We start from the raw sequence: 26,357 nt of genomic DNA on the forward strand, positions 1-26,357 counted from the left end.
GGGTCAGAGGTGGCTCAGCACCTCGTCGAGAACTTGGGCGGGACCACCCTGCACCCGGACCCGGAACCCACGCTCGTCGGGGTGCAGGTCCTCGAGGGTGTCGAGCTGGCTGCGCAGCAGGGAGGCCGGCATGTAGTGCCCCTCGCGGTGCGCGAGCCGGTCCTCCAGCACCTCGTCGGGCACCTTCAGCTCGCAGAACACGACGGACGGGTTCCCTTCGGCCAGCAGGTCCCGGTACACGCGCTTGAGCGCGGAGCAGGTGACGACGGCCGACTCCCCCTCCGCCTCGCGCTCGCCGATCCAGGCGGCGATGGACCGCAACCACGGCCAGCGGTCCTCGTCGGTCAGGGCGTGACCCGACCGCATCTTCTCGACGTTGGCCTCGCTGTGGAAGTCGTCGCCCTCGGCGTACGTCCACCCCTTGGCCTTCGACAGGTCCTGGGCCAGCGTCGTCTTCCCGCTGCCCGAGACCCCCATGACGATGACGGTCGTGCTCATGCCCCTCCTCGTTCCGGTGGTGCCGTCAGACGCAGCATCCGGCTGTTGCCCAACGTGTTCGGCTTGACGCGCGCCAGGTCGAGGAACTCCGCGACCCCCTCGTCGTGGCTGCGCAGCATCTCGGCGTAGACCTCCGGCTCGACCGGGGTCCCCTCGATCTCGACGAACCCGTGCCGCTCGAAGAACGCCTTCTCGAAGGTGAGGCAGAACAGCCGGGTCACCCCCAGGGCGTCGGCCCGGTCCAGCAGGGCGGTGAGGATGAGGTGCCCCGCGCCGGTGCCGCGCACCGTCGGGTCGACGGCGAGGGTGCGCACCTCGGCGAGGTCCTCCCACAGCACGTGCAGCGCGCCGCAGCCGACGACGCGGCCCCCGGCACCGTCGGCGTCGACCAGCTCGGCGACGACGAACTCCTGCACGGCCTCGTAGAGGGTGATGAGCTCCTTGCCGAGCAGGATCCGCTGCCGCGCGTACTCCTCGACGAGGCGTCGGACCTCGCGCACGTCCCCCGTGCGGGCGGGACGGACCCGGACCTGCGGACGGACGTCGGCGCTCGGCATCCACCGATCCTCCCAGACGCCTGTCCAGCCCCGGACGCAGGACGGCCCGGCACCCCACGTGGGGTACCGGGCCGTCCTGAGGTCAAGCCGTGCGGGTCAGTCGTCCGTGCTGGTGCCGAGGTCCCCCACGGGGACCGTCACCGGCAGGTCCTCCTTGGAGGTGCCCTCGAAGGTGAAGGCCTGCTCCTTGCCCTCGCCGGTCGTGTCGACGGAGACGATCTGGCCGGCGCGCAGTTCGCCGAACAGGATCTTCTCGGACAGGACGTCCTCGATGTCGCGCTGGATCGTGCGGCGCAACGGACGGGCCCCCAGGACCGGGTCGTAGCCCTTGGTGGCCAGCAGCACCTTCGCGGACGGCGTGAGCTCGATGCCCATGTCCTTGTCCTTGAGGCGGTCGTCGACCCGCTTGATGAACAGGTCGACGATCTCGACGATCTCCTCCTGCGTCAGCTGCGGGAACACGACGATGTCGTCGACGCGGTTGAGGAACTCGGGCCGGAAGTGCTGCTTGAGCTCCTCGTTGACCTTCGACTTCATCCGCTCGTAGTTCGTCAGCTGGGTCTGGGACCCGGCCGCGAACCCGGTGCCGACGCCCTTGGAGATGTCCCGGGTGCCGAGGTTCGTGGTCATGATGATCACGGTGTTCTTGAAGTCGACCATGCGGCCCTGGGAGTCGGTCAGGCGACCGTCCTCCAGGATCTGCAGGAGCGAGTTGAAGATGTCCGGGTGGGCCTTCTCGACCTCGTCGAAGAGGACGACCGAGAACGGCTTGCGGCGCACCTTCTCCGTCAGCTGACCGCCCTCCTCGTACCCGACGTAGCCGGGGGGCGAACCGAACAGGCGCGAGACGGTGTGCTTCTCGGAGAACTCGCTCATGTCGAGCTGGATGAGCGCGTCCTCCTCGCCGAAGAGGAACTCCGCGAGCGCCTTGGCCAGCTCCGTCTTCCCGACGCCCGTGGGGCCGGCGAAGATGAACGACCCACCGGGGCGCTTGGGGTCCTTGAGGCCGGCCCGCGTGCGGCGGATGGCCTGGGACAGCGCCTTGATGGCGTCGTTCTGACCGATGACGCGCTTGTGGAGCTCGCCCTCCATGTTGAGCAGGCGCGAGGACTCCTCCTCGGTGAGGCGCACGACGGGGATGCCCGTCGCGGTGGCCAGCACCTCGGCGATCAGCTCCTCGTCCACCTCGGCGACGACGTCCATGTCACCGGACTTCCACTGCTTCTCGCGCTCGCCCTTCTGCGCCAGGAGCTTCTTCTCCTTGTCGCGCAGGGAGGCCGCCTTCTCGAAGTCCTGCGCGTCGATCGCGCTCTCCTTCTCGCGGCGGACGTCGGCGATGCGCTCGTCGAACTCGCGCAGGTCCGGCGGTGCGGTCATGCGGCGGATGCGCAGTCGCGCGCCCGCCTCGTCGATGAGGTCGATCGCCTTGTCCGGCAGGTACCGGTCGTTGACGTAGCGGTCGGCCAGCGTCGCGGCGGCCACGAGGGCGGCGTCGGTGATGGAGACGCGGTGGTGCGCCTCGTACCGGTCGCGCAGGCCCTTGAGGATCTCGATGGCGTGCGGCAGCGTCGGCTCGGGGACCTGGATGGGCTGGAAGCGGCGCTCCAGGGCCGGGTCCTTCTCGATGTGCTTGCGGAACTCGTCGAGGGTCGTCGCCCCGACGGTCTGCAGCTCACCGCGGGCCAGCATCGGCTTGAGGATGCTCGCGGCGTCGATGGCGCCCTCGGCGGCACCCGCACCCACGAGGGTGTGGATCTCGTCGATGAACAGGATGATGTCGCCGCGGGTGCGGATCTCCTTGAGGACCTTGCGCAGGCGCTCCTCGAAGTCACCGCGGTAGCGGGAGCCGGCGACGAGGGCGCCGAGGTCCAGCGTGTAGATCTGCTTGTCCTTGAGCGTCTCGGGGACCTCCCCGCGCACGACGGACTGCGCGAGCCCCTCGACAACGGCGGTCTTCCCGACGCCCGGCTCCCCGATGAGGATCGGGTTGTTCTTCGTGCGGCGCGAGAGGACCTGCATGACGCGCTCGATCTGCGGGTCGCGGCCGATGACCGGGTCCAGCTTGCCCTCGCGGGCGGCCTGGGTGAGGTTGCGGCCGAACTGGTCGAGGACGAGCGAGCCCGACGGCGTGCCCTCCTGGGGACCGCCGGCGGTCGCGGGCTCCTTGCCCTGGTAGCCGGACAGCAGCTGGATGACCTGCTGACGCACCCGGTTGAGGTCGGCGCCGAGCTTGACGAGCACCTGGGCGGCGACGCCTTCACCCTCGCGGATGAGGCCGAGCAGGATGTGCTCGGTCCCGATGTAGTTGTGGCCCAGCTGCAGCGCTTCGCGCAGCGACAGCTCGAGGACCTTCTTGGCGCGGGGGGTGAAGGGGATGTGACCGGACGGGGCCTGCTGGCCCTGGCCGATAATCTCCTGGACCTGCTCGCGGACGGCGTCCAGGGAGATGCCCAGCGACTCGAGGGCCTTGGCGGCGACGCCTTCACCCTCGTGGATCAGGCCGAGCAGGATGTGCTCGGTCCCGATGTAGTTGTGGTTGAGCATCCGGGCCTCTTCTTGGGCCAGGACGACGACCCGTCGGGCGCGGTCGGTGAACCTCTCGAACATGCGGCGCTCCTCGCGGGTGGTCGGATCCGGAGTGCACGGGGGGCAATCCCCCGACCGGACCATTCCGATGCTAGTCCCGAGCTCTGACACTCTCACTCCCATCGGCGGCGCCCGGGGGCACCTGACGGTGATCGTGAACGAGTCGTGACTCGGTTGTCCTGACCAACCTGCGCTTCGGGCGGGGTGTTCCGCCACTTCGTTCGCCGTCGGCGCAACGGTTCAGGACCCCCGGGAGCGCTACGGTCGGGGCGTGGAGGCGGCCGCGCAGGAGCAGACGGCGCTCGTCGTCGAGGTGCCCGCCGCGGAGGCCGCCGTCGCGCACTGGCGCCGACGCCACGACCGCGCCGCCCGCGCCGGCGTCCCGGCCCACGTCACCGTCTGCTTCCCCTTCCTGCCGCCGCAGGCGCTGGACGACGACGTCGAGGACGCGCTCACGGCCCTGGCCGCCGCGACGCCCGCCTCCACCCTCGCGTCCAGCCGCGTCGACGGCTCCGGCGACGCGGTGCTGTGGCTCGCGCCCGAGCCGGCCGAGCCCCTCCGGGCCCTGACCCGGGCCGTCTGCGCGGCCTTCGGGCTCCTGCCCCACGGCGGCGCCCACGGCGGGGTCGACGACGCCGTGCCGCACCTCACCGTCGCCGAGGACGCACCCGACCCGGCCGCGGTCCGCGCCGACCTGGCGCCTCGACTGCCGGTCACCCAGCACGTCCGCGAGCTCACGCTGCTCCAGGGCACGTTCGCGCCGGACGGGTGGCGCGTACGACGCCGCTTCCCGCTGGGTCAGGGGACGGGGACCGGACCGTCGTAGCGGGGCCGTGCGGGATGTCTGCACGCCGCCCCCGGAAGGACCGTTCCCGCGCTCCTGGGCGAGCACCGTGCAGACATCCCGTACGAGCCGCCACCTCGCCGCGGCTCAGGGCACGGGGACGGGAGCGGCCGGGCCGGTGTACCGGGCCGAGGGCCGGATGATCCGCGGGTCCTCGGCCTGCTCCAGGACGTGGGCGCACCAGCCGACGACCCGGCTCGTGGCGAAGGTGGGCGTGAACAGCTCGGGGGCGAGGCCGCACGTCGCCATGACCACGCCGGCGTAGTACTCGACGTTGGCGTGCAGGGCGCGTCCCGGCTTGGCCTCCGCGAGCGCGGCCACCACCCGCTCCTCCACGGCCACGGCGAGCTCGGCGAGGTCCCCGCCGAGCTCCAGGGCCGTCTCCCGCAGCAGCACCGAGCGCGGGTCCAGCGTCCGGTAGACGGCGTGGCCGAACCCCATGACCCGCCGGCCCGCGGCGAGCTGCTCGTGCACCCAGGCCGCCGCCCGGTCGGGGTGGCCGATCTCCCCGAGGGCGTCCAGGGCCCGGTCGGGGGCGCCACCGTGGAGGGGACCGGAGAACGCGCCGAGCGCGGCCACGACCGCCGCCACGACGTCCGCGCCCGTGGAGGCCACCACGCGGGCCGTGAAGGTGGAGGCGTTGAAGCCGTGGTCGACGGTCGCGACGAGGTAGCGGCGCACGGCCCGGACGTGCGCCTCCGGAGCCTCGACGCCCGTCAGCATCCACAGCCAGTTCGCCGCCGCGTCGAGGTCGTCCCGGGGCGCGACGGGCGGCAGGCCCGCCCGGGTGCGGTGCAGGGCGGCGAGGACCGTCGGCACGACCGCGCAGACGCGCAGGGCGTCGGCCGCACGCTGTTCCGGGGAGAGGTCCAGGACGGGCCGGACCCCCTCGGCCGCCCCCAGCAGCGACAGCGCCGTCCGCAGCCCGGCCAGCGGGGAACCGCCCGCGGCCGCGAGCACCGGCAGGGCGTCGACCAGCGCGGGCGGCAGGACCCGCAGCGGCGCGACCTCGGCCTGGAAGGCGGCCAGCTCGACCACCGACGGCAGGTGCCCCCGGTGCAGGAGGAACCACACGTCCTCGACCGTGCGCGTGCGGGCCAGGTCGACGGCGGAGTACTGCCGGTAGTGGAAGAACCCCTCCTCGCCGCGGACGTCACCGAGCTCGGTCGTGGTGACGACGACACCGCGCAGCCCGGCGGGCGCGTCAGGCGCAGTGGTGGAGGCGGTGGGGGCGGGGCTGACGGTGGGTGCGCTCATGCCGCGAGCGTCCGGACCTTGACCGGACGCGGTCAACGTTGATCCGATCAACCGTGGCGCCACCGACCCCCACCCCGGCCCCCGCACTGTCGTCGGCGGAGGCGGCCCACCGGCTGGGCGTTCGCCGGGCGACGCTCTACGCCTACGTCAGCCGCGGGCTGCTGCACGCGCACCGGACGCCGGGCGGCAGCCTCTTCGAGGCGGCGGAGGTGGACGCCCTCGCGGCGCGGGGCCGCAACCGGCCGGCGGGGGCGGTGGAGACGGTCCGCAGCGGCCTGACATCCCTGGACGACGACCGGCTGCGCTACCGCGGCCAGGACGCGGTCGCGTTGTCCCGCACGCACTCGTTCGAGTCCGTCGCCCGTCTGCTGTGGACGGGGACGGCGACCCCGGGCCCCTTCACCGCCGACCGCGCGCTCACCGCGGGGGTCGACGCCGTCCTGCGGGGGCTGCCGGCGGGCACCCGGCCGGCGGCTCGCCTGCGGGTGGCCGTGGCCGTGGTCGGCGCCCTGCGACCGCCGCAGCAGGACCCCACCCCGCACCCCACCCTTGAGCCCGACCCCGAGCCGCTGCTGTCGGCCGTCCTGGACCGCGGGGCCGGGGTCGCCGCGACCGTCGACGACGTGCTGGGTGCGCCCGGCGACTGGGGGCCGGCGCTGGTCCTGCTGGCCGACCACGGGCTCGCGGTCTCGACGGTCGCGGCCCGCGTGGCGGCCAGCGCGCGAGCCCCGCTGCCGGCGGTCCTGTCGGCGGCGCTCGGGGCGGCGGACGGGCCGCTGCACGCGAGGGCCTCGGTCGTGGCCCACCAGTTCCTGGAGCGGGTGCTGCAGGACGGGCCCGCGGCCGCTCTCGGGGGGTGGGCCGACCAGGTCCCGCCGGGCTTCGGGACCGTCGTCCACACGAGCGCCGACCCGCGGGCCGAGGCCCTCCTGGACGCTCTGCCCCCGGGGGAGGTCGCGGACGCGCTGCCGATGCTGCTCGTGCACGTCCTGCGCGCGCACGGCGCCGGCGCCTACCCCAACGTCGACCTCGCCCTGGCCGCGCACGCCCTCGCCCGGGGGCTCCCCGCCGAGGCGGGGGAGTTCGTCTTCGCGGTCGCCCGGACGGCCGGCTGGGTCGCGCACGCGCTCGAGGAGTACCGCGCCCCAGCGCTGCGGTTCCGCGTCCGCGGTATTCACGGAACGTGATGTATCTAGAACATTCGGGTTAGCATCCACCGGTGGCCGCAGTGAGCATCAAGGAAGTCGCCGCCCGGGCCGGCGTCTCGATCGGAACCGTGAGCAACGTCCTCAACCGTCCCGAGACCGTCACCGAGACCAACCGCCTGCGCGTGCAGGAGGCGATCGAGGAGCTGGGGTACGTCCGCAACGAGTCGGCGCGGCAGCTGCGCATGGGCCGCAGCCGCTTCCTCGCCCTCGTCGTCCTCGACATCGCGAACCCGTTCTTCACGGAACTGGCCCGGGGCGCCGAACTCACGGCCGAGGCCGGCGGCCACACCCTCCTGCTGTGCAGCAGCGCGGAGGACCTCGCCCGCGAGCGCCGGCACCTCGAGGTCCTGCGCCAGCAACGCGTCGCGGGGATCGTCCTGTCCCCCGTCGACACCTCCGAGGAGCGGCTGGCCGAACTGCGCCGCCTCGACGTGCCCCTCGTCCTGCTCGACCGCAGCGATCCGGACGGACCCACCCCGTCGGTCTCGGTCGACGACGTCGAGGGCGGCCGCCTCGCGGTCGCGCACCTGCTCGCGGCGGGGCACCGGCACATCGCCGTCGTCGGGGGTCCCCGGGGTTTCCTGCAGGTGGACCACCGGATGCAGGGGGCCCGGCGGGCGGTGGCCGACGCCGGTCTGCCACCGGAGACGCTCGTCGAGGTCGAGGTGCCGGCGATGCACCTGGAGAACGGGCGCGCCATCGGGGCCACCCTGGACTCGTGGGGCCGTCCGGACCGGCCCACGGCCGTGTTCTGCCTCAACGACCTGCTGGCGCTGGGTGTCCTGCAGGAGGTCGTGCAGCGGGGGCTGAAGGTCCCCGACGACCTGGCCCTCGTCGGGTACGACGACATCGACTTCGCCGCCGCGGCCACCGTGCCCCTGACGTCGGTCCGCCAGCCGACGGACCTGCTCGGGCGCTCGGCCGTGGAACTGCTGCTGCAGCGTGCCGCTGCGGACGCCGCGGGCGCGACGGCGGACCGGACCGTGGACGTGCGGGACGACCTGCCGGTCGTGGTGCCCGACCGGCAGGTCGTCTACCTGCCCGAACTCGTGGTCCGGGCCTCCTCGTCCTGAGCCCTGGAGGAGGGTCAGACGTCCCGGCTGCGCAGCGCGAGGGTGCCGAGGCCGAGCAGCACCGCGACCCACACGACGAACATCCCGAACCCGGCGCCGGCCGAGAGGTAGCTGTCGCTCTGGGTCACCATCGTCGCGTTCGTCACGGTGTTGCTGAACCAGAACTCGCGGATGTGGTCCCCGCCCCAGGACTCGGGGATGGGCATGAGCAGCAGCGGGACCACGAAGATGGCGGCGACGACGGTGCAGATGCCCCCGGCCGCGTTCCGGATGAGCGCACCGACGCCCAGGCCCGCGAGTGACACGCCGACGAGCATGGCGACGTTGCCCAGCAGGGCGCGCACGACGCCGTCGTCGCCGAGGGAGGCGCCGAGGTCCTGGGTGTTCAGCACGGCCTGGCCGAGCAGGAACGCCAGGAGCACGGCGACGGCCGTGACGACGGCGACGTTCACCGCGAGGACGACGGCCTTGGCCGCGATGATGCCCAGGCGGCGGGGGGCGGTCACCACGGACGTGCGGATCATCCCGGTGGAGAACTCCCCCGCGATGACGATGACGCCGACCGCGGCGACGATGAGGGTCCCCATCTGGGCCCCCGTGAGGCTGGCGGCCACCCCGTCGAAACCCTGCGCCGCCATCGCCTGCGCGCCTTCGGCGCTGGAGAACGCGGCCCGGGTCGCCAGCGAGGTGAGGACCCCGATCCCGACGATCGCGACGAACGACACGGCCATCGTCACGACGACGGAGCGGACGCTCCAGAACTTGATCCACTCCGAGCGGACCAGCCCCGGGAACGTCACCCGGAACTCGGTCGCCTGGAACTGCCGGTGCTGCACCTGGGGTGCCGGCTGGGTGGTGCTCATCGGACGACCTCCTCGCGGGCGCGGCCGGACGGTTCGGGAACCGTGAGCGGTCCACCCCCGGCCGGTCCGTGCGCCTGGTACTCGACGGCGTTCGCGGTGAGTTCCATGAAGGCCTCCTCCAGCGACGCCTTGACGGTGGTGAGTTCGTGCAGGGCGACGCCGCGACGGGCCGCGGCGTCCCCGATGCGTTCGGCGGTCAGGCCCCGGACGTCGAAGCTGCCGTCCTCCATCGCGGCCAGCTGCCCGCCCTCGACGGTGACGAGTTCCCGCAGCTGCTCGACCTGCGGGGACCGGACGGTCACGCCGCGGGGCTGGACGCGGTCGACGAACGCCTTGACGCTCTCGTCGGCGATGAGCCGGCCCTTGCCGATGACGACGAGGTGCTCGGCCGTCAGCGCCATCTCGCTCATGAGGTGCGAGGACACGAACACGGCCCGGCCCTGACGGGCGAGCTCCTTCATGAGGTTGCGGATCCACAGGATGCCGTCGGGGTCCAGGCCGTTGACGGGTTCGTCGAACATCACGGTGGACGGGTCGCCCAGCAGCGCCGAGGCGATGCCGAGGCGCTGCCCCATCCCGAGGGAGAACCCCCCGGCGCGCTTGCGGGCCACCTCGCGCAGGCCGACGAGGTCGACGACCTCGTCGACGCGCGAGCGCGGGATGCCGGCCGTGGCGGCCATGGCGAGCAGGTGCTTGTGCGCCGAGCGACCGGTGTGCACAGCCTTGGCGTCCAGCAGGGCCCCGACCGTCGACAGCGGCGCGCGGTGCGCGGCGAACGGCTTGCCGTCCACGAGCGCCTGACCGGCGGTCGGGCGGTCGAGGCCGACGATCATCCGCATCGTCGTCGACTTGCCGGACCCGTTGGGCCCGAGGAACCCGGTGACGATGCCCGGGCGCACGGTGAAGCTGAGGTCGTGCACGGCGACCTTCTTGCCGTAGACCTTGCGCAGGCCGACCGCCTCGATCATGGGGTGCCCCTTCGTGGTGGTGGGTGTGACGGGTGGGGACGCCGCACGGCCCCCGTCACCGGGAGCCGCCGCAGCGGAACACGTCGATCCTCACGCACCGTCACGAGCCACCGCATCCACCGATGGGCGCACCGCCCGTCGGGCGGAGGGATGGTCCCGCGCCCCCGACGGACGCCGCGGGGACGACGCAGGGCCCGACCACCGGTGCGGTGGTCGGGCCCTGGGGTGCGTCTGGTGGGGCCGGCGTCAGTGCGCCGCGTCGAACGCCTGGAGGATCTCGGCGGAGATGCGGCCGCGGTCGGAGACCGTGTAGCCGTTCTCGCGGGCCCACGTGCGGACCTCGCCCGTGTCGCGCTCGGGGCCGTCGGAGCTCTTGGCCGCGGGGCGGGAGGCGGCCGCGGAGGAGCGGCGGCCCGAGCTGGCGCGGCCACCGACGCGGCGGGCGTGCCCCACCCACGGGGCGAAGGCGTCGCGCAGGGCGGCGGCGTGCTCGTCCGAGAGGTCGATCTCGTAGTTGACCCCGTCGAGCGCGAAGGTCACCGTCTCCGAGGCCTCGCTGCCGTCGATGTCGTCGACGAGCAGGACCTGAACCTTCTGCGCCATCCCGGGGATTTCCTCTCGAAAGGGACCACGACCGGTTTCGCGGGTGCGCCGGTCGGGAACACTCTGGCCCTTTCCGGCTTTCAGGTCAAATCACCGCAGGAATGCCGCTTTTCGTGTCGCGCTCACGCGGGGCGGTCGTTGCCGCCGCTTTCCCCGGCGCCTTCCCCGGGAACAGCGGCCGACGCCCGGCGTTCGCTCTCCGCCCGGCGCAGGGCGGCGCGTTCACGACGGTCGGCGTGCAGGATCGAGCGCATGAGCACCACGAACAGGAGCGCCAGCCCCGCGGGGGGCAGCAGAGCGGCGAGTTGGTCCACGCCCCCAGGGTACGTCCGCGTGCGGACGCCCCCGGGGACAGCGGTCAGCGGGGCTTGACCAGCGGGAACGTGATCGTCTCGCGGATGCCCAGGCCCGTCAGGGCCATGAGCAGGCGGTCGATGCCCATCCCCATCCCACCCGTGGGCGGCATCCCGTGCTCCTGGGCGCGCAGGAAGTCCTCGTCGATCCGCATGGCCTCGTCGTCGCCGAGGTCGGCCAGCCGGGCCTGGTCGACGAACCGCGCGCGCTGCACGACCGGGTCGACGAGTTCGGAGTACCCCGTCGCGAGCTCGAAACCGCGGACGTACAGGTCCCACTTCTCCACCACGCCCGGGATGCTGCGGTGCGCGCGCACCAGCGGGGAGGTCTCCACGGGGAAGTCGCGGACGAAGGTCGGCGTTTCCAGGGAATCACCCAACCGGTGTTCCCAGAGTTCTTCGACGAGCTTTCCGCCGGTCCAGCGGGCGGCGTCGACGGGAACTCCGAGCTTCTCCGCGACGGCGAGCAGGTGCTCGCGCGGGGTTTCCGGGGTGATCTCCTCCCCCAGGGACTCCGACAGCGACGGGTACATGGAGATGGAACGCCACTCCCCGCCGAGGTCGTACTCGGTGCCGTCCGCCCACGTGACGACGTGCGAGCCGAACGCGGCCTGCGCGGCCTCCTGCACGATCGTGCGGGTGAGCTCGGCGATCGAGTCGTAGTCGCCCCAGGCCTCGTACGCCTCGAGCATCGCGAACTCGGGCGAGTGGGTGGAGTCGGCCCCCTCGTTGCGGAAGTTGCGGTTGATCTCGAAGACGCGCTCGATGCCGCCGACGACGAGGCGCTTGAGGAACAGCTCCGGCGCGATGCGCAGGTACAGGTCGGTGTCGAACGCGTTCGAACGGGTGACGAACGGCCGGGCGCTGGCGCCGCCGTGCAGCGTCTGCAGCATCGGCGTCTCGACCTCGAGGAACCCGCGGTCCTCCAGCGTCCGGCGGACCGAGCGCACGACGTTCGAGCGCGCGCGCACGTTCGACCGGGCCGCCTCGCGCACGATGAGGTCGACGTAGCGCTGCCGGACGCGGGTCTCCTCGGACAGTTCCTTGTGCAGGACCGGCAAGGGGCGCAACGCCTTCGAGGCCATCTGCCAGGAGTCGGCGAGCACCGACAGCTCCCCGCGCTTGGAGGAGATGACGGTGCCGTGGACGAACACGACGTCGCCGAGGTCGACGTCGGACTTCCAGCCGGCGAGGGCGTCCTCGCCGACACCGTCGCGGGACACCATGGCCTGCAACCGGGTGCCGTCGCCCTCCTGGAGGGTGGCGAAGACGAGTTTGCCGGTGCCGCGCAGGAACACCACGCGCCCGGTGACCCCGACCTCGTCGGTCGTCTCCTCGCCCGGCGCGAGGTGCTCGTAGCGCGCGCGCAGGTCCGCCAGCGACGTCGTCCGGGGCACCGAGACGGGGTAGGCCTCGCCACCGGCGGCAAGGATCCGGTCCCGCTTCTCACGGCGGACCCTGACCTGTTCGGGCAGGTCCTCGAACTCGTCCTCGGGCAGGTCGGGCGTCTGGTCGCTCACCCGCCCCAGGTTAGTGGGGGTCCCGTGGTGGCGACGCGCGTCCCTCAGTCCGCCGGGTGACCCACGACGAGGGGGGTGTTGTCGATGAGCCGGGTCGAGCCCACGCGGGCCGCGACCGCCAGCAGCGCGTCACCGCGGAAGTGCTCCGGGACGTCGGCGAGGTCGTGGGGGTCGACGAGCGCGAGGTAGTCCACGCGCGCCGCGGGTTCGGCGACGAGGACGTCGCGCGCCGCGCGCCGCACGGCCGAGGGGCCCTCCGGTGCGGCGGCCCGGCCCGCGGCCAGGGCGCGCTGCAGGACGAGGGCGACCTCGCGGTCGAACGGCGTGAGGTAGCGGTTCCGGCTGGACATCGCCAGCCCGTCGTCCTCGCGGACGGTCGGCACGGCGACGACCTCGACGCCCAGGTCGAGGTCCCGCACCATGCGCCGCACGAGCAGCAGCTGCTGCGCGTCCTTCTGGCCGAAGAACGCCAGGTCCGCGCGCGTGAGGCGCAGCAGCTTGGCGACGACGGTCAGGACGCCGTCGAAGTGGCCCGGGCGGCTCGCGCCCTCGAGCACCTCGCCGAGCGGCCCCGCGGCCACGCGGACCCCGGGGGTTCCGTCGGGGTAGACGACGTCGGGCCCGGGCGCGAAGACGACGTCCGCGCCGTTCCCGGCGGCCAGGGCGAGGTCCTCGTCGAGCGTGCGCGGGTAGCGGGCGAGGTCCTCGTTCGGCCCGAACTGCAACGGGTTGAGGAAGATCGTCACGAGCACCGACCGCGCCCGGGAGCGCGCCTCCCGGATCAGGCGGGCGTGCCCGGCGTGCAGCGCACCCATCGTCATGACGACGGCGACGGGCCCGGGCAGCGCGTCGCGGGCGGCGGCGAGCTCGGAGCGGGTGCGGGCGACCGTCAGGTCGGGCTGCGTCGTGCTGGTCACGGTTCTCCCGGGGTCAGTTCGGCACGAACGGCGTCGGCCGCGGTGGGGGTGAGGCGTCCTGCGGCCTGCGCGCGGTCGGCGGCGACGCCGGCGAGCTGGGCGTAGGTGGTGGCGGTGGGGGCGTCGAGCGCGCCGAGCACGCGCAGGTGGGTGGCCACCGTGCCGGCGTCGCCGCGGGCCACGGGACCGGTGAGCGCGCCGTCGCCGTCGCGCAGCGCGTTGTCGAGGGCGGCCTGCAGCAGCGGGCGCAGGACGCGTTCGGCGTCCTCCCCCACGGCCGCCCGCGCCGCGTCGAGCGCCTGGGCGACGAGCGTGACGAGGTGGTTCGAGCCGTGGGCCAGGGCCGCGTGGTACGTCGCCCGGTCGCCGTCGGCGACGACGACGGGGGTCGCCCCCCACTCGCGCACGAGCGCGTCCGCGACGGGAGCGAGGACGGGCGGCGTGGTGACGGCCACGGCCGCGCCGAGCAGCCGCTGCAGGTCCAGCGACGTGCCCGTGAAGGTCATGGCCGGGTGGAGGGCGAGGGTGAGGGCCCCGCGCTGCGCGGCCGGTTCCAGCACCCCGAGGCCGTGCAGCCCGCACGTGTGGACGACGAGCTGCCCCGCCCGGACGTTCGGCGCGAGCTCGGTGACGAGGGGGCCGAGGACGTCGTCCGGGACGGCCAGCAGCACGAGGTCGGCGGCGAAGGCGGCCGCGGGCTCGATCCACGGGACGTCGGGCAGCAGCGCCTCGACGCGTTCGGCGGCCTGCCGGGTGAGCGCGGTGATGCCGGTGATGCGGTGCCCCGCGGCGCGCAGGGCGGCCCCGAGCACCGGTCCCACCCGCCCGGCCCCGACGACCGCGACGTCGAGCCTGCCCGCGGAGTTCACGTCGGCGACCCTAACGCGCGGGTCGCCCAGCACCGTCCCGGGGACGCCGAACGGCCCCGGCGGGGGTGGCTCGCTGACGCAACGGGCTCAACCTACGAGCGAGCGCGATGCGTCAACGACCCCGACCCCGCGGGGGCCGTTCGGGACGTGCGGAGGTGCGTCAGCGCCCGAGGAGCGCGGCCTGCTCGGCGCGGAGGGCGTCGATGAGCCGGCCCTGGGGCAGCACGACGTCGTCGTACGTCAGGACCTGGTCCTTCGTGACGTCGCGCTTGAGGACGCAGCCCTCGGCCACCCCCATGGGCAGGAGGTTCCCGGCCGTGGTCGCCGCGTACGTCTCGGCGACGCCGTAGGTGTCGTACCCCCCGAGGCGGTCGATCTCCTTGCCGGCCGCGAGGTCGGTCTTGGCCGTCGTGACGACCTCCACCTTCACCTCGTCACCCGGCACGATGGCGGCGTCGGCGAAGATCACCGCGCGGGCGACGGTCAGCGGCACCTCGAAGTGGCACAGGTGGTACGGCGTGTAGAACGAGTACAGCGGCCCGGTGCCGAGCTTGTACAGGTTCAGGTAGTGCTGCTGCTTGGGGTCGTCGTGCGTCCCGAGGACGTAGACGCCGGGGCCCGGCTTGGACCCGACGACGTAGTCCACGACGCCGCCGAGCTCCTTGAGCTGGTCCACGTCGTACATCGTCGTCAGCTCGTCGACGTGCCCGCGGTGGTCGGCGCCGCGCATGCCGCGCTTCTCGACCGAGAACCCCGCCGCGTTGGCGACGAGGGCCTGCTCGAACGACACCTTCGTGCCGTCGGCGAAGCTCGTCACCATGTAGGGGTCCTGCCCCCACTGCTTGGCGAAACCCTCCTGCGTGGTGGGGTTGCGGTACTCGTCCTGCAGGCCCTTGATGTTCCCCGACACCAGCGGCGTGACGCCGATGGAGCGCACGAAGCGGATGAGGTTCATCTGCACGCCGGGCTGGTCGCCGTCGCAGCCGGTGTAGACGACACCGGCCTTCTCGGCGCGGGTGCGCAGTGCGAGGCCGGCGGTGCCGTCGACCTCGGCGTTGAGCAGGACGATGTGCTTGCCCTGCTCGATGGCCCGGACGACGACGTGCGCGCCGTACTCGGTGTTGCCCGTCGCCTCGACGACGGCCTCGACCTGGCCCGCGTCGACGACGGCCTCGTAGGAGGCCGACACGACCGGCTTGCCCTGCGCGATGGCCTTGTCGACCGCCGCGGCGTCGTCGGCCTCGACCACGCCGGTGACCCCGGCCTGCTCGTAGGCGTCGCGCGCCTTGGAGACGGTGCGGTTGGCGATGGCGACCAGTTCCATGCCGGGCACGGAGTTCACGACCTGGTTGACGAAACCGCGGCCCATGAACCCGGCGCCGACGAGGGCGACCCGGATGGGCCGCCCCTCGGCCTGGCGCTGCTTGAGCGCGTTGTCGACGATGATCACGACAGCTGCGCCCCGTCCGCCAGCAGCGTCCAGCTCTTGTCCTTGTCGCTGATGACGGCCACGTCGCGCGCCCACGGCAGGGCGAGGTCGGGGTCGTCGTAGCGCAGGCCGCGCTCGGTGCCCGGGGTGTAGCTCTGGGACACCTGGTAGACGACCTCGGCGCCGTCGGTCAGCGTGAGGTACCCGTGCGCGAAGTACTCGGGCACGTAGAGCGCCGTGCGGTTCTCCGCCGACAGCTCCACCGCGACGTGCTGGAACCGCGTGGGCGAGTCCGGGCGCAGGTCGACGATGATGTCCTGGATCGCGCCGGCCGTGCAGCGCACGAGCTTGGCCTCCGGCGCGGGGTCGACCTGCGTGTGCATGCCGCGCAGGGTCCCGGCCTTGTGGTTGTAGGAGAGGTTGCACTGCTCGACCGCCGGGTTCAGCCCCGCCGCGAGGAACTCCTCGCGGCAGAAGGACCGGGCGAAGAACCCGCGGTCGTCCGCGCGCTCCTCGAGGTCGATGATCGCGACGCCCTCGATGTCGGTGGTCGTGAACTTCACTGGGCGATCCCCGAGGTCGGCTGGACGCGCCAGAACAGCTCCTTGTCGAGCTGCTCGGTGCGGATGAGGTGCTCGAGCTGCTTGAGCCGGGTGTGGCCGCGGCCGGTGAACGTCGCCTCGTCGAGGTCGATCGCCTTGAACACGTCGACGAGCTGCTGGGCGCCCTTGTCGGCGTTCCAGTCGCACGAGAAGCCCTCGAGCGTCGCGTGGATCTTGTCGAAGTTCACCTTGTAGCTGCGGTTGTCCCCGCCGTTGCTCTGCCCGAAGGTGATCTCTGCCTCGGGCAGCGCGCGGCCGACGGCCTCGGCGATCTCGCGGACGCGGTAGACCTGCTCGGAGTCGCCCACGTTGAAGACCTCGTTGTGGACCTTCTCGCGCGGGGCGTCGAGGACGGCGCGGATCGACTTGGCGATGTCGAGGCCGTGGACCAGCGGACGCCAGGGCGACCCGTCGGACGTCATGGCGATCTTGCCGGTCGTGTAGGCCAGACCGGCGAGGTTGTTCAGCACGATGTCGAACCGCTGGCGCGGGGAGGCGCCGTAGGCCGTCGCGTTGCGCATGAACGTCGGCGAGAAGTCGTCGTCGGCCAGCGGCGCGACGTCGCGCTCGACGAGCGCCTTGCACTCGGCGTACGCGGTCTGCGGGTTCACGGCCGACGTCTCGTCGACGGTGTCCTCGGCCACGCCGTAGACGGAGCAGCTCGACATGTAGACGAACCGGGAGACCCCCGCGGCCTTGGCGGTCTCGGCCAGGCGGACGGACCCCTTGTGGTTCACCACGTAGGTGACGTCGGGGATCAGTTCCCCGAGCGGGTCGTTGGACAGCTCGGCCATGTGCACGACGGCGTCGGCGCCGGCGAGGTCCTCCACGGTCACGTGGCGGATGTCCTTGGCCAGCGTCTCGACCGAGGCCGGGACGCCGTTGTAGAGCCAGCCCTGCTTGTAGTAGCCGGTGTCGATGCCCAGCACGGAGTGGCCGGACTCGAGCAGGGTGGGGGCGAGCAGGGCGCCGAGGTAGCCCTCGGTCCCGGTGACGACGATCTTCACAGCAGTTCTCCGGTTCTCGTGGGTCTGGCGGGTCTCAGTCTTCCCAGGTCTTCCACGGCGCCTTGCCGGAGTCCCAGAGCTTGTTGAACTCGGTCCACTCGCGGAAGGTGTCCATGCCCAGCCAGTACCCCTCGTGCTGCGAGACGGTCAGCTGGCCGTCGCGCGCCACGGTCTGCAGCGGCTTCTGCTCGAGCATCATGTCGGGGTCGTCCTCGAGGTACTTGTCCGCGAAGGCGCGGTCGAAGACGAAGAACCCGCCGTTGACCCAGCCGTCGGCCAGGGTCGGCTTCTCGTTGAACTCGGTGACGGTGTCGCCGGTGACGTGCATCTCGCCGTAGCGCGAGCTCGGGTGCACGGCCGTCACCGTGGCCAGGCGGCCGCCGGCCTCGTGGTCGCGCAGGGTCTTGAGGATGTCGACGTCGCCGAGGCCGTCGCCGTAGGTCAGCACGAACTTGTCGGCGGTCAGGTGCTGCTCGACGCGCTTGATGCGGGCCGCGGTCGCGGTCGTCAGGCCGGTCTCGACGAACGTGACGTCCCAGTCCTCCTGCACACCGTTGGTGTGGAAGGTCGGGGCGTCCTGCGTCGACAGGTTCAGCGTGAAGTCGCCGGCGTTGATCCGGTAGTCGAGGAAGTAGCGCTTGATGAGGTCGCTCTTGTACCCCAGGCACAGGACGAACTTCCGGAAACCGTAGGAGCTGTACAGCTTCATGATGTGCCAGAGGATCGGCCGTCCGCCGATGTCCACCAGCGGCTTGGGCAGCTTCTCGCTGGCCTCGCGCAGTCGGGTGCCCATGCCACCGCAGAGGATGACGACGGGGATCTCGGAGACGGGAGTGGCCTCGGTCATGTTCTTCCCTCACTCGAACCTGATCGGTCGGATGTCGTCGGTGCAGGCGCACCGCGCCCGCGAACCGTCCGTGGGGGAACAGCACACCTGTCGCGTCGTGCGCGTGGGAACTCCGGTGGCGGTCCGAACCCCCCACGAATCCGAGCCACCGGTTTCCCGCCGAGGTGCTGCCGCGAGATTACTACAGGCGGACGAACACGGAGCGTGAGATTGGGCGAAGCGGGTGACGTTGGTCCCCGTTCGCGATGTTCAGCGACGAATCGTCGCCAACAGGTCACGCAGCGGAGTCATCGCGGATTCCCACGAGAACGACTGGGCGACGTCGGCCGCGGCCGAGCCCAGTTTCGCGGCCTGCTCGGGGTCCTGCAGGAGTTCGGCGAGGGCGTCGGCGAACGCCGGCGCACCGTCGGCGACGCGCAGCACGTCGCGGTGCTCCTCGAGGCCTTCCAGGCCCAGGCTCGTGGTGACGACGGCGCGGCCCCGGGACAGGGCCTCGACCAGCTTGATCTTCGTCCCCCCGCCCGACAGCAGCGGCACGACGCACACGTCGGCGCGGTCGTAGAACGGGTCGACGGACGCGACGTCGGAGTGGAACTCCACTCCCCCGGGTTCACCGGTCGAGCGCGGGTGCACCGCCGACACCCCCCGGCCCACCGCGAGGAACCGCGCGGACGGGACCCGGTCGAGGACCTGCGGCCACACCTCGTCGAGGAACCAGCGCAGCGCGGCCTTGTTGGGGCCGTAGTCGACCGCCCCGACGAACAGGGCCGTGCGCGTGGCCGGCGGGACCGTCGGCACGTGCGCGACCGCGCTGACGCCGTTCGGGACGAACGTGCTGTCGATGCCGTGCGCCGACAGGACCTCCTGGTCCTTGCGGCTGCAGGCCGTGACGTGCTCGGCCCGGGCCGCGACGGCGAACTCGAAGCGGCGGAACCGCGCCACCTCCGGCGCGAGCAACCGGCCGGCCAGCGGCCGCTCGGTGCGCAACCGGCGCGCGACGAGGTCGGACTCGACGTTGTGCAGGTCCAGGACGTCGATGCGCACGTCCGCGGGGACGTTGACGGCCATCTGCGGGAAGTCGACGTGCACGACGTCCCGGGCGCGCACGCCCGTGGCGAGCAGGTCGTGGACCTTCCGGGAGAACCACTTGCCGGCGAACAGCGAACCCCGCAGGACGGCCCCCGGGGTCGGTCCCGGGGCGGCCACCTCGTGGACCGTCACGTGGGCGGGCAGGACGTCGCGCCAGCCGGGCCAGCGGTCGAAACCGACCACGTGGACCCGGTCGAACGACGCGGCGTAGGCGTCGATGACGGCCCGGACCCGCTGGCGCCCACCGGAATCGGTGCTCGCCGGCAGCTGCTTGGCCAGGACCCAGGCCGTGCGGTCAGGCGTGCTCACGGACGTCGACCCAGCGGTCAACGCGTGCGCTTCTTCCAGGCACCCGACCGCGAACGACCGAGGGCGCGCGGGATGGACAGCGCGAAGATCACCGGCGGCATGCCGACGGCCTGCCCCAGCACGCGCAGCGGCGCGGCCGCCTTGCCCTGCAGCTTGTCCCCCTTGAGGTAGGCCGCGACGGACACGGCCTCCCCGAGCAGGAACAGCTGGCTGTACCGGTTCTTCGGACGCGCCAGGCAGGCGGCCGTCAGCGTGAGCTGCGCGGCGGGGCCGAGCGTCGAACGCCATCCCTTGTGCATGGCGAAGTGCAGGAACTTGTCGTCCCCGGACAGGAAGGATCGGCGGAAACCCCAGAACAGCCGCAGCTGCCCGCTCATGATGCGGACGCGCCGCTCGAGCTGGTCGTTGCGGGGCGCGGAGTCCTCGATCGCGACGCACTCGGGCACGACGCCGACGTTCAGCCCGCGGCGGGCGAAGTCGAAGGCGAGGAACAGGTCGTCGTTGAGGACCGAGCCCGGGATGGGGCGGAACGACTCGCGCCGCAGGGCGACGGCCTCGCCGACGAGCGCCAGCGATCCGCCGCGTCCCGCCTCCGTCTGCTTGATCCAGTTCTCGTACCGCCAGTACAGGCCCTCGTCGGCCGCACCGGACTCCTTGCGGACGCCGGAGGCCAGGTGCAGGTCGGTCGCGACCCGGTCGATGAGCGCGCGCAACCCGTCGCCCGGCACGAACGCGTTCGCGTCGAGCAGCACGACGATGTCGGCCGTGGAGTTCTGGACGCCGCGGTTCACGGCGGCGGCCTTGCCGGCCCGGGTGGGCGACCAGTCGACGCGGCAGCCGAGGTGCTCGGCCGTCGCGCGGGTCTTCTCGTCCTCGTCGACGACGATCGTGATGCGGTCCAGCGGAACGCCTTCACCCAGGAGCTGCGGCACGGTCTCGGCGAGGATGCTCGCCTCGCCGAACGCCGGGATGAGCACGTCGACGTCGTCCCACGTCCAGCCGGCCTCTCCGGCCCGCGGACGGACGGGGCTGCGCGGCGCGAGGCGCTCGCTGGCCAGCAGGTACAGCGGGTACATGACGTGACCGGCGAAGGACATGACGGTCAGCGCGCTGACGGTCGGGCTCGGTCGACCCAGTTTCACGTGTGGAACCCCCCAGACGAACGTCCGGAGCGGTGAGTTCCACCGGCCTGCCGGCCGCCGGACCCCCCTCACCGCCCCCGTGACCCCCGCGCAGTCCGCGGGTGGTCCGCGCATTCTTGCAAGGGCGTGACACGCTGAGCAACAAGGCCTTTCCGTATCTAACCAATCACTGTCTGTAGTTCCCCGGAGGACCGGCGGAGAATTCCCGGGAGTCGTGACCGCGAGTTGTCGCAGGTCAGCGGGGAGTGACGAGTTTGCGGGGATTCCGTGGCCTCCGCCGGGAAACCACCCGTTCGCCACGGACGGTCACCCGACAGGTCGCCCCGTGAGGGGCCACACTGGACCCTCGGTGAGTGGGACGACCACCACCGGAACGGACCAGCCGGGGCGCCAGCGCACGGTCGGGCCGGGCGGGGGAAGCACTGGGAGGGGACGGGCGGAGTGAGCGTGGACGTCACGAACGGCACGGAGCAGGAGGCCGGGCGGAGCACCGCACCGGTGGCGGGACTGGAGCACGACGTCGAGCTCGTCCTCGTCAGCTACCGCAGCGCCCACCAGATCCGGGCCCTGCTCGCCGGCCTGCCCGACGACCTGCCCGTGGTGGTCGTCGACAACGCCTCCGACGTGGACGGCCTGTCGCAGCTGCCGGCCGAGCGGCCCGCGACGCGCTACGTCGACTCCGGCGGCGGCAAGGGCTTCGCCAAGGCGGCCAACATGGGCGCCCGCACCTCCACCCACGAGTACGTCGTCTTCGGCAACCCCGACTCCCGACCGACGCTGGAGCACCTGGCGACCCTCGTCGCCGACGTCGCCGCCGACCCGGGCCTGGCCGCCTCCGCCGCAACCATGGCGGGGGTGAACGGGCACGTCGAGCTCGGGGTCGGCGGCTGGGAGCCCACGGCCGCCCGCGCCGTCGTGCACTCGGCCGGGCTGCACAAGCTCTTCCCGCGGGCGGGCCTGTACGCCAAGCCCGCCCCGGGCGAGGCGCTCGACGTGGACTGGACCACCGGGGCCTGCATGGCGGTGCGCCGCAGCACCTTCCTCGAGCTCGGCTGCTTCGACGAGGACTTCTACGTCTACAACGAGGACATGATGTTCGGCCGCACCGCGCGACAGGCGGGACTGCGGGAGCGGCTGCGCACCGACGTCATCGTCCCGCACGCCGCCGGCGGGTCCGGGGCGCCGAACCTGGAGATGCTCCGCCTGCGCGGGGCGGCGATGCGCCGCTACCTCGCCCGCCACCACTCCGGCGCCACGGTCACCGGCATCAGCTCGGTGCTCGCGCTCGGGTACGCCGTCCGGACGCTGCAGTGCAAGGCGCTGCGCCGCCAGGACCGCGCCGCCCAGCACTGGGCCTACGTCAAGGGCGTGACGACGGGCCGCGCCTCGGTCGCCGGCCGCGTCGTCATGGAGCGCATCAAGTAGCTCGACCCGGGCAGGTCGACGGCGCCCCCGCCGGCCAGGTCATCACCTGGCCGACGGGGGCGCCGTGCGTGCGGGGTCGTGCGGGGCCTCGCGGTCCCCCGGGGCTCAGAAGAGCTCGCGGTACTTCGCAGCCGAGTTCGGCATCCGCGTGCCGCCGTTGAGCAGCCAGCGCTGACCGTCGATGTTCACGTTGAACTGCACCTCGTAGAGGAGCTGACCGGCGCCGGACCCGGCGTTGGCCTTGAAGAAGTCGTACATGCCCTGGATGTACGCGGGCGAGTCACCGTCGTCGGCGTTGCCGGACCACTCCGAGACCGCCAGCGGCAGGCCCTGGCTCTTGGCGAAGGCGAGGTGGGCGTTGATGCCCTTGGGGGCGCCGTACCCGTCCTTGTCCCACGACTGCTGCTGGAACTGCGCCAGGGTCGAGGCGTAGGGCCAGTTGTTGTAGTAGTCCACCGACAGGACGTCGACGTACTGCTTGCCCGGGAAGAACTTCGTCCAGTCCATGCCCGCGCCGTTCGTCTCCTTGTTGACGGAGAAGACGAGCTCGGCCTCGGGGAAGATCTGCTGCTGCAGAGCGCGGTAGCGCTTCCAGGACGTCATGAAGTCCTGGTAGTTGTTCTTGTTGACGCTCCAGGAGAACCAGTAGCCGTTCATCTCGTGGGCGAAGCGGATGTACATGGTGCCGTCGCGGCCGCCCCAGAGCTGCTTGAGCTTGGTGAGCGAGGCCGCCCAGCGGGCGTCGAACTTGCCGGAGGCGGCCTGCGCCCACGTCTCGCCCGGGTCGATGCCGCCGACGGACATGTCCATCGAGCCGTTCCAGCTGCCGTACTCGGCGCCCTTCCACAGCGTGTAGAAGTTGGCGGAGTTGTCGGCGTTGCCGGCCCAGCTCGACACGATGTCGAGGTTGCTGCCGCGCCACGAGCCGAACTGGCCGTTCGCCGCGCCGACGCCCGAGGAGCCCGACATCCACTCGTGGCCCGACACGTTGCCCGTCTGGGGCTTCGGCGCGGTGCTCGTGGGCGGGGCCGTGACGGGGGCCGTGCTCGGCGGCGTGCTCGGCGGCGTGGTCACGGGCGGGGTGGTGGACGGCGGGGTGCTCACGACGGGGGTGGGGTTGGTCGGGCGGGGCCCGGGGTTGACGACGACGCCGCCGTTGCCGGGGGCGGGGGTGCCGGCACCGGCGGGCTGCACGAGGATCGCGTCGACGGTGGCCCAGTTGCGGGACTGCGTGAAGCCCAGGTTGAGCGTGCCGTCGGCGACGGTGACCGTGAACTTCTTGTCCAGGGCCCGGTTCTTGCCGACCTCGGCGAAGATGTCGAGGTTGCTGACGACGCTGCGGCCCTCGGCGGTGACCGAGAAGACGCGGGCACCCTTCTGGGTCCAGTAGGTCTCGGCCGTCTTGAGCGTGACGTCGTAGGTGCCGTTGGGGACCTTGGCGCTCCAGCCCTTCATGCCGTAGTGCTCGGACTGGTAGAGCTTGGCGTCCGTCGTGCCCGCGATGGGGGCCGTCGTGACGTTGGGGTTCTGCCAGCCGCCCTCGAAGCCGCTGTCGGCCGACCAGACGTTGCCGCTGGTGTCCGTGTAGGAGGCGCGCTGGGTGCTGACGCGCAGGGTGGGGGCGTCCGCTGCGTTGGCCGCGGTCAGGCCCGCGGTGGTGAGACCGCTGGCGACGGTGGCGACGGCGGCAGTGCTGAGAAGGAACTTCGAAAGCTTGCTCATACGGGTGGATCAACCTCGCTGTGCTCAGGGCGCCTCCGCGGGGGGAGCGGGGGTGCCGATGTGGCCCGTTCGGGGTGACAGAGAGGTCTTCGGCCGCCCCGCTCCGGGACTTGAGAAGAAAGTTCGCCGGAACCTGTAACGCGCCGCCCACCTGCGGCGATAGGAGTGACCCCCGTGATCACGGGACCGGGTCCCGGGGGCCGCCGCGGCTACGATCGAGGCGTGAGACTTCACGTCGTCTACCGCTCGCACGGCGGGGAGAACGCCAAGGGCCGGCCGGACTGGTACAGCAAGCGGGTCGGTCTGGCGTCCTTCTGCCGGGCGCTCGAGCGGGTCCGGGACGAGCGGCCGGACGCCGAGGCGGAGGTCGTCTTCCTCAACGACGGGCCCGTCCCGCCCGACCGGCTGGACCTCATGGCGCGCTGGGGCGACCCCGTCACCATCGACGGCGGCTCCAACCGGCGCAGCTACCTGACCGCCCTGGGTCTGCCCCGGCGGCGCGGCTGGGACGGGCGGGACGTGCTCCTGCTGGCCGAGGACGACTACCTGTGGCGTCCCGAGGCCCTCGTCGCGCTCGTCGACGCCGCCCGGGACCCGCGCCACGCGGCGGCCGACTACTTCGCCCCCTACGGCGAGGAGGTGCCCGACACGGGGCTGCCGGTGCGCTGGGAGCGGCTGGAGAGCACGACGAGCACCTTCGCCGCCCGGGTGCACGCCCTGCGCGAGGACGAGCGGCTGCTGTGGCTGTGCGCCCTGTCCGGGGGCAACTTCGACTACGCGAGCTGCCTGACGCTGCAGGGCCGGCGGCGGTTCACGCTGCGCGAGCTCCTCGACCACCACGAGCCCGCCGACGGCACCCCGGCCTGGAAGTCGGCGCTGCGCCGCGCCTACCTCACGGGCATGCGCACCGCCGTCGACGTGCGCTCCCTGCGGCGACCCTCGCGGCGACGGGTGCTGCTGGGGGCCGAGCCCGCGCTGGCGACGCACATGGAGGACGGGTGGATCGCTCCCGGGCCCTGGGAGGAGATCGCCGCCACGCCGGCGCCCTGAGGGCGGCGTGGACGACGAAGGGCCGGTCCCCCGTGGGGGACCGGCCCTTCGTGCTCGCTGCGGGTCAGCCGCGGCGCGAGACCTCGGGCGTCTGCGGCTGCGTCTGGACGACGGGACGCTGGCGCACCGGCTCGGAGCGGTCGCCGGAGGCAGGGGCGCCGTTGCTCGTGTCACCGACGACGACCTGCGCGACGACGGCCGGGGCGGCGATGGAGAGCTGGGCAACCGTCTTGCTGACGACCTCGGCGCGCGGCTCGGCCTCGATCTGGACGAGGACCGCGTCGACCTCACCGGCGACCGCGAAGGCGACCGGCGACGTGACGACGGACCCGCCGACGAAGATCACGAGGTAGCCGGCCTCGACGAGCTGGCGGACACCCGCACCCACGACGTGCGGCTGCAGCGAACGGGCCTCCAGCGGCAGGACACCGACGACGGCACCGCCGCCGATGACCCACGGGTGGATCTCGTCGCTCCATCGGCGCTCGGGCAGGACGCGCTGGTCGGTGTCGGCGACGGGGGCCCCGAAGGCACCCAGCCGGCTGCCGGCTTCGTCGGCGTCCACGAGGACGACGCGACGGCCCGCCCGCGCGGCGGAGGCGGCCAGGCCCGTGGCCAGGGCGCCGGCGTTGCCGCTGGCGGCCGTGACGAGGACGCTGGAGACCTCCAGTCGCGGGGTGCGCAGGTGGCCGAGGTGCTGCAGGCCGACGAGGACCATGCCGGCGTTGCGGGACTCGACCGAGTTCTGGTCGCCGATGCCGCGGCCGCGGGGCACGGAGTTCCACCGGCCGAGCTCGGCCACGTCCTCCAGCGGCGGGGTCTCGACGCGCTGGTTGAGGTGCGCCCGCCAGGCGACGAAGCCGGCGGCGGCGAAGAGCCCGACGAGGCCGGCGAGGACGGCGATCTGCCAGGCGTACGGAGGCGCCGGCTGGGTCGGCACGGTCGCGGCGTCGAGCACGGAGATGCCGTTGCCGTAGGCGCTGGCGTTGAGGTTGATCGTCTGCTGCTGCGCGGTGTCGTTGCCGACGGCGGTGAGGGCGTTGGCCGTCGCCTGCTGCACCTTCTGCGTGTTGACCGTCTGGTACGCGGTCGCGACGGCGTCGGCGATGGTGGCGGCGTCCTGCGCGTCCTGCGCGCTCGAGGTCACGGTGATCTGGTTCGACTCATCGACGGCCGTGATCGTCAGGCCGTCGCGGAAGGTCGACTGCAGGTTCTGCGGCAGCGTCTGGCCGGCGACGGACAGGACCGTCTCCGACCCCGCGACCGCGGCCTGCAGGGTGGCCCACTTCGTCGGGTCACCCAACGAGGAGGCGTTCGACGTCGTCGGGTCGTAGGGGCGGTCCTTCGACAGCGTGATGGTCGAGGTCGCCTGGTAGGTCGGCGTCAGCAGCTGCGACGGCAGGACGTACCCCAGGACGGCCACGAGGACGGCCACCACCAGGATCTTCCAGCGCTGCCGGCTGATGGCACCCCACGCACCAGAACCGCTCCGCACGTGCGAGCTCGTTGTCACCGACTACCAGTCCCTTCCCTGACGTGACGCAGAACCGCGCCCCCCGGTGCAGCGTGCCGGTCCACCCCGCGGCCCCCACCGCCCGTTACTCGGTGCTGGGGTTTCC

General features: G+C 72.5%; 24 protein-coding genes. 5 read left to right on the forward strand and 19 right to left on the reverse strand.

Translation table 11 applies throughout. The annotated features are described in order from the left end of the window. Window positions 1–3: 3 nt before the first annotated feature. The 3 genes from ACFEMC_RS18495 to ACFEMC_RS18505 all read right to left on the reverse strand — a co-directional run bounded on the left by ACFEMC_RS18495 (window position 4) and on the right by ACFEMC_RS18505 (window position 3,662). Window positions 4–498 (reverse strand): gluconokinase, encoded by a 495-nt coding sequence (locus ACFEMC_RS18495; RefSeq protein ID WP_380170983.1) that lies wholly within the window; start codon window positions 496–498, stop codon window positions 4–6. Beyond that, on the reverse strand, window positions 495–1,055 hold the full coding sequence (locus tag ACFEMC_RS18500; RefSeq protein ID WP_380170984.1) for an amino-acid N-acetyltransferase: 561 nt from the start codon (window positions 1,053–1,055) through the stop codon (window positions 495–497). Before ACFEMC_RS18500 ends, ACFEMC_RS18495 begins: the two co-directional genes overlap by 4 nt. A 96-nt stretch (window positions 1,056–1,151) precedes the next feature. Beyond that, window positions 1,152–3,662: an ATP-dependent Clp protease ATP-binding subunit gene (locus ACFEMC_RS18505; protein WP_380170985.1), complete on the reverse strand. Its 2,511-nt coding sequence runs from the start codon at window positions 3,660–3,662 to the stop codon at window positions 1,152–1,154. A gap of 250 nt (window positions 3,663–3,912) precedes the next feature. On the opposite strand from ACFEMC_RS18505, the gene ACFEMC_RS18510 reads away from it, so the two are divergent. Next, complete coding sequence (locus tag ACFEMC_RS18510) at window positions 3,913–4,467, forward strand: 2'-5' RNA ligase family protein (RefSeq protein WP_380170986.1); 555 nt, start codon at window positions 3,913–3,915, stop codon at window positions 4,465–4,467. Between the two features lie 105 nt (window positions 4,468–4,572). Here ACFEMC_RS18510 and ACFEMC_RS18515 read toward each other — a convergent pair whose 3' ends face one another. Beyond that, window positions 4,573–5,742 (reverse strand): citrate/2-methylcitrate synthase, encoded by a 1,170-nt coding sequence (locus tag ACFEMC_RS18515; protein ID WP_380170987.1) that lies wholly within the window; start codon window positions 5,740–5,742, stop codon window positions 4,573–4,575. 53 nt (window positions 5,743–5,795) lie between these two features. On the opposite strand from ACFEMC_RS18515, the gene ACFEMC_RS18520 reads away from it, so the two are divergent. Both ACFEMC_RS18520 and ACFEMC_RS18525 read left to right on the forward strand, forming a co-directional pair. Next, window positions 5,796–6,929 (forward strand): citrate synthase, encoded by a 1,134-nt coding sequence (locus ACFEMC_RS18520; protein ID WP_380170988.1) that lies wholly within the window; start codon window positions 5,796–5,798, stop codon window positions 6,927–6,929. A 32-nt stretch (window positions 6,930–6,961) separates the two neighbouring features. Next, window positions 6,962–8,023: a LacI family DNA-binding transcriptional regulator gene (locus ACFEMC_RS18525; RefSeq protein WP_380170989.1), complete on the forward strand. Its 1,062-nt coding sequence runs from the start codon at window positions 6,962–6,964 to the stop codon at window positions 8,021–8,023. A 14-nt stretch (window positions 8,024–8,037) separates the two neighbouring features. Here the strand turns inward: ACFEMC_RS18525 and ACFEMC_RS18530 are convergent, their stop codons facing one another. From ACFEMC_RS18530 to ACFEMC_RS18590, 13 genes are all read right to left on the reverse strand, one after another. Continuing rightward, entirely contained in the window at window positions 8,038–8,886 is an 849-nt protein-coding gene (locus ACFEMC_RS18530; protein ID WP_380170990.1) for a hypothetical protein, read from the reverse strand. After that, on the reverse strand, window positions 8,883–9,854 hold the full coding sequence (locus ACFEMC_RS18535) for an ATP-binding cassette domain-containing protein (protein ID WP_380170991.1): 972 nt from the start codon (window positions 9,852–9,854) through the stop codon (window positions 8,883–8,885). The genes ACFEMC_RS18530 and ACFEMC_RS18535 overlap by 4 nt, the downstream gene beginning before the upstream one ends. 246 nt (window positions 9,855–10,100) lie before the next feature. Then, window positions 10,101–10,457: an Lsr2 family protein gene (locus ACFEMC_RS18540; RefSeq protein ID WP_367636683.1), complete on the reverse strand. Its 357-nt coding sequence runs from the start codon at window positions 10,455–10,457 to the stop codon at window positions 10,101–10,103. 122 nt (window positions 10,458–10,579) lie between these two features. After that, entirely contained in the window at window positions 10,580–10,771 is a 192-nt protein-coding gene (locus ACFEMC_RS18545) for a hypothetical protein (RefSeq protein WP_380170992.1), read from the reverse strand. A gap of 44 nt (window positions 10,772–10,815) precedes the next feature. Continuing rightward, the gene (gene lysS, locus ACFEMC_RS18550) at window positions 10,816–12,330 is read right to left on the reverse strand and encodes a lysine--tRNA ligase (RefSeq protein ID WP_380170993.1); all 1,515 of its coding nucleotides are present in this window, start codon (window positions 12,328–12,330) and stop codon (window positions 10,816–10,818) included. A 44-nt stretch (window positions 12,331–12,374) separates the two neighbouring features. Beyond that, window positions 12,375–13,247, reverse strand: a complete 873-nt coding sequence (gene panC / locus ACFEMC_RS18555; RefSeq protein ID WP_380170994.1) for a pantoate--beta-alanine ligase — start codon at window positions 13,245–13,247, stop codon at window positions 12,375–12,377. Further along, window positions 13,244–14,116 carry a Rossmann-like and DUF2520 domain-containing protein gene (locus tag ACFEMC_RS18560; RefSeq protein ID WP_380170995.1) on the reverse strand — a complete coding sequence of 291 codons (873 nt, stop codon included), beginning with the start codon at window positions 14,114–14,116 and terminating at the stop codon, window positions 13,244–13,246. The genes panC and ACFEMC_RS18560 overlap by 4 nt, the downstream gene beginning before the upstream one ends. Before the next feature lie 160 nt (window positions 14,117–14,276). Further along, the gene (locus ACFEMC_RS18565) at window positions 14,277–15,566 is read right to left on the reverse strand and encodes an NAD(P)H-dependent oxidoreductase (protein WP_380170996.1); all 1,290 of its coding nucleotides are present in this window, start codon (window positions 15,564–15,566) and stop codon (window positions 14,277–14,279) included. Then, window positions 15,563–16,108 (reverse strand): dTDP-4-dehydrorhamnose 3,5-epimerase, encoded by a 546-nt coding sequence (gene rfbC, locus ACFEMC_RS18570; RefSeq protein WP_380170997.1) that lies wholly within the window; start codon window positions 16,106–16,108, stop codon window positions 15,563–15,565. Before rfbC ends, ACFEMC_RS18565 begins: the two co-directional genes overlap by 4 nt. After that, complete coding sequence (locus ACFEMC_RS18575; protein WP_380170998.1) at window positions 16,105–17,154, reverse strand: NAD-dependent epimerase/dehydratase family protein; 1,050 nt, start codon at window positions 17,152–17,154, stop codon at window positions 16,105–16,107. Before ACFEMC_RS18575 ends, rfbC begins: the two co-directional genes overlap by 4 nt. Before the next feature lie 34 nt (window positions 17,155–17,188). After that, on the reverse strand, window positions 17,189–18,001 hold the full coding sequence (locus ACFEMC_RS18580; RefSeq protein ID WP_366169520.1) for a glucose-1-phosphate cytidylyltransferase: 813 nt from the start codon (window positions 17,999–18,001) through the stop codon (window positions 17,189–17,191). A gap of 249 nt (window positions 18,002–18,250) precedes the next feature. Beyond that, window positions 18,251–19,399: a glycosyltransferase family 4 protein gene (locus tag ACFEMC_RS18585; RefSeq protein ID WP_380170999.1), complete on the reverse strand. Its 1,149-nt coding sequence runs from the start codon at window positions 19,397–19,399 to the stop codon at window positions 18,251–18,253. A 17-nt stretch (window positions 19,400–19,416) separates the two neighbouring features. Next, complete coding sequence (locus ACFEMC_RS18590) at window positions 19,417–20,541, reverse strand: glycosyltransferase (RefSeq protein WP_380171000.1); 1,125 nt, start codon at window positions 20,539–20,541, stop codon at window positions 19,417–19,419. Window positions 20,542–20,988: 447 nt separating this feature from the next. Between ACFEMC_RS18590 and ACFEMC_RS18595 the strand changes: the two genes are divergently transcribed. Further along, window positions 20,989–21,966, forward strand: coding sequence for a glycosyltransferase family 2 protein (locus tag ACFEMC_RS18595; RefSeq protein WP_380171001.1), 978 nt, complete (start codon window positions 20,989–20,991; stop codon window positions 21,964–21,966). A 105-nt stretch (window positions 21,967–22,071) separates the two neighbouring features. On the opposite strand, the gene ACFEMC_RS18600 is transcribed toward ACFEMC_RS18595, so the two are convergent. Next, on the reverse strand, window positions 22,072–23,688 hold the full coding sequence (locus ACFEMC_RS18600) for a malectin domain-containing carbohydrate-binding protein (protein ID WP_380171002.1): 1,617 nt from the start codon (window positions 23,686–23,688) through the stop codon (window positions 22,072–22,074). Between the two features lie 222 nt (window positions 23,689–23,910). Here ACFEMC_RS18600 and ACFEMC_RS18605 point away from each other — a divergent pair, with 222 nt between their 5' ends. Further along, a complete protein-coding gene (locus ACFEMC_RS18605; protein ID WP_380171003.1) occupies window positions 23,911–24,738 on the forward strand; it encodes a hypothetical protein in 828 nt (275 codons plus the stop codon). Between the two features lie 64 nt (window positions 24,739–24,802). Here ACFEMC_RS18605 and ACFEMC_RS18610 read toward each other — a convergent pair whose 3' ends face one another. Further along, window positions 24,803–26,233 carry a hypothetical protein gene (locus ACFEMC_RS18610; RefSeq protein ID WP_380171004.1) on the reverse strand — a complete coding sequence of 477 codons (1,431 nt, stop codon included), beginning with the start codon at window positions 26,231–26,233 and terminating at the stop codon, window positions 24,803–24,805. Between the last annotated feature and the right edge of the window lie 124 nt (window positions 26,234–26,357).

Source organism: Kineococcus sp. DHX-1 (assembly GCF_042473625.1).
GTDB lineage: Bacteria > Actinomycetota > Actinomycetes > Actinomycetales > Kineococcaceae > Kineococcus.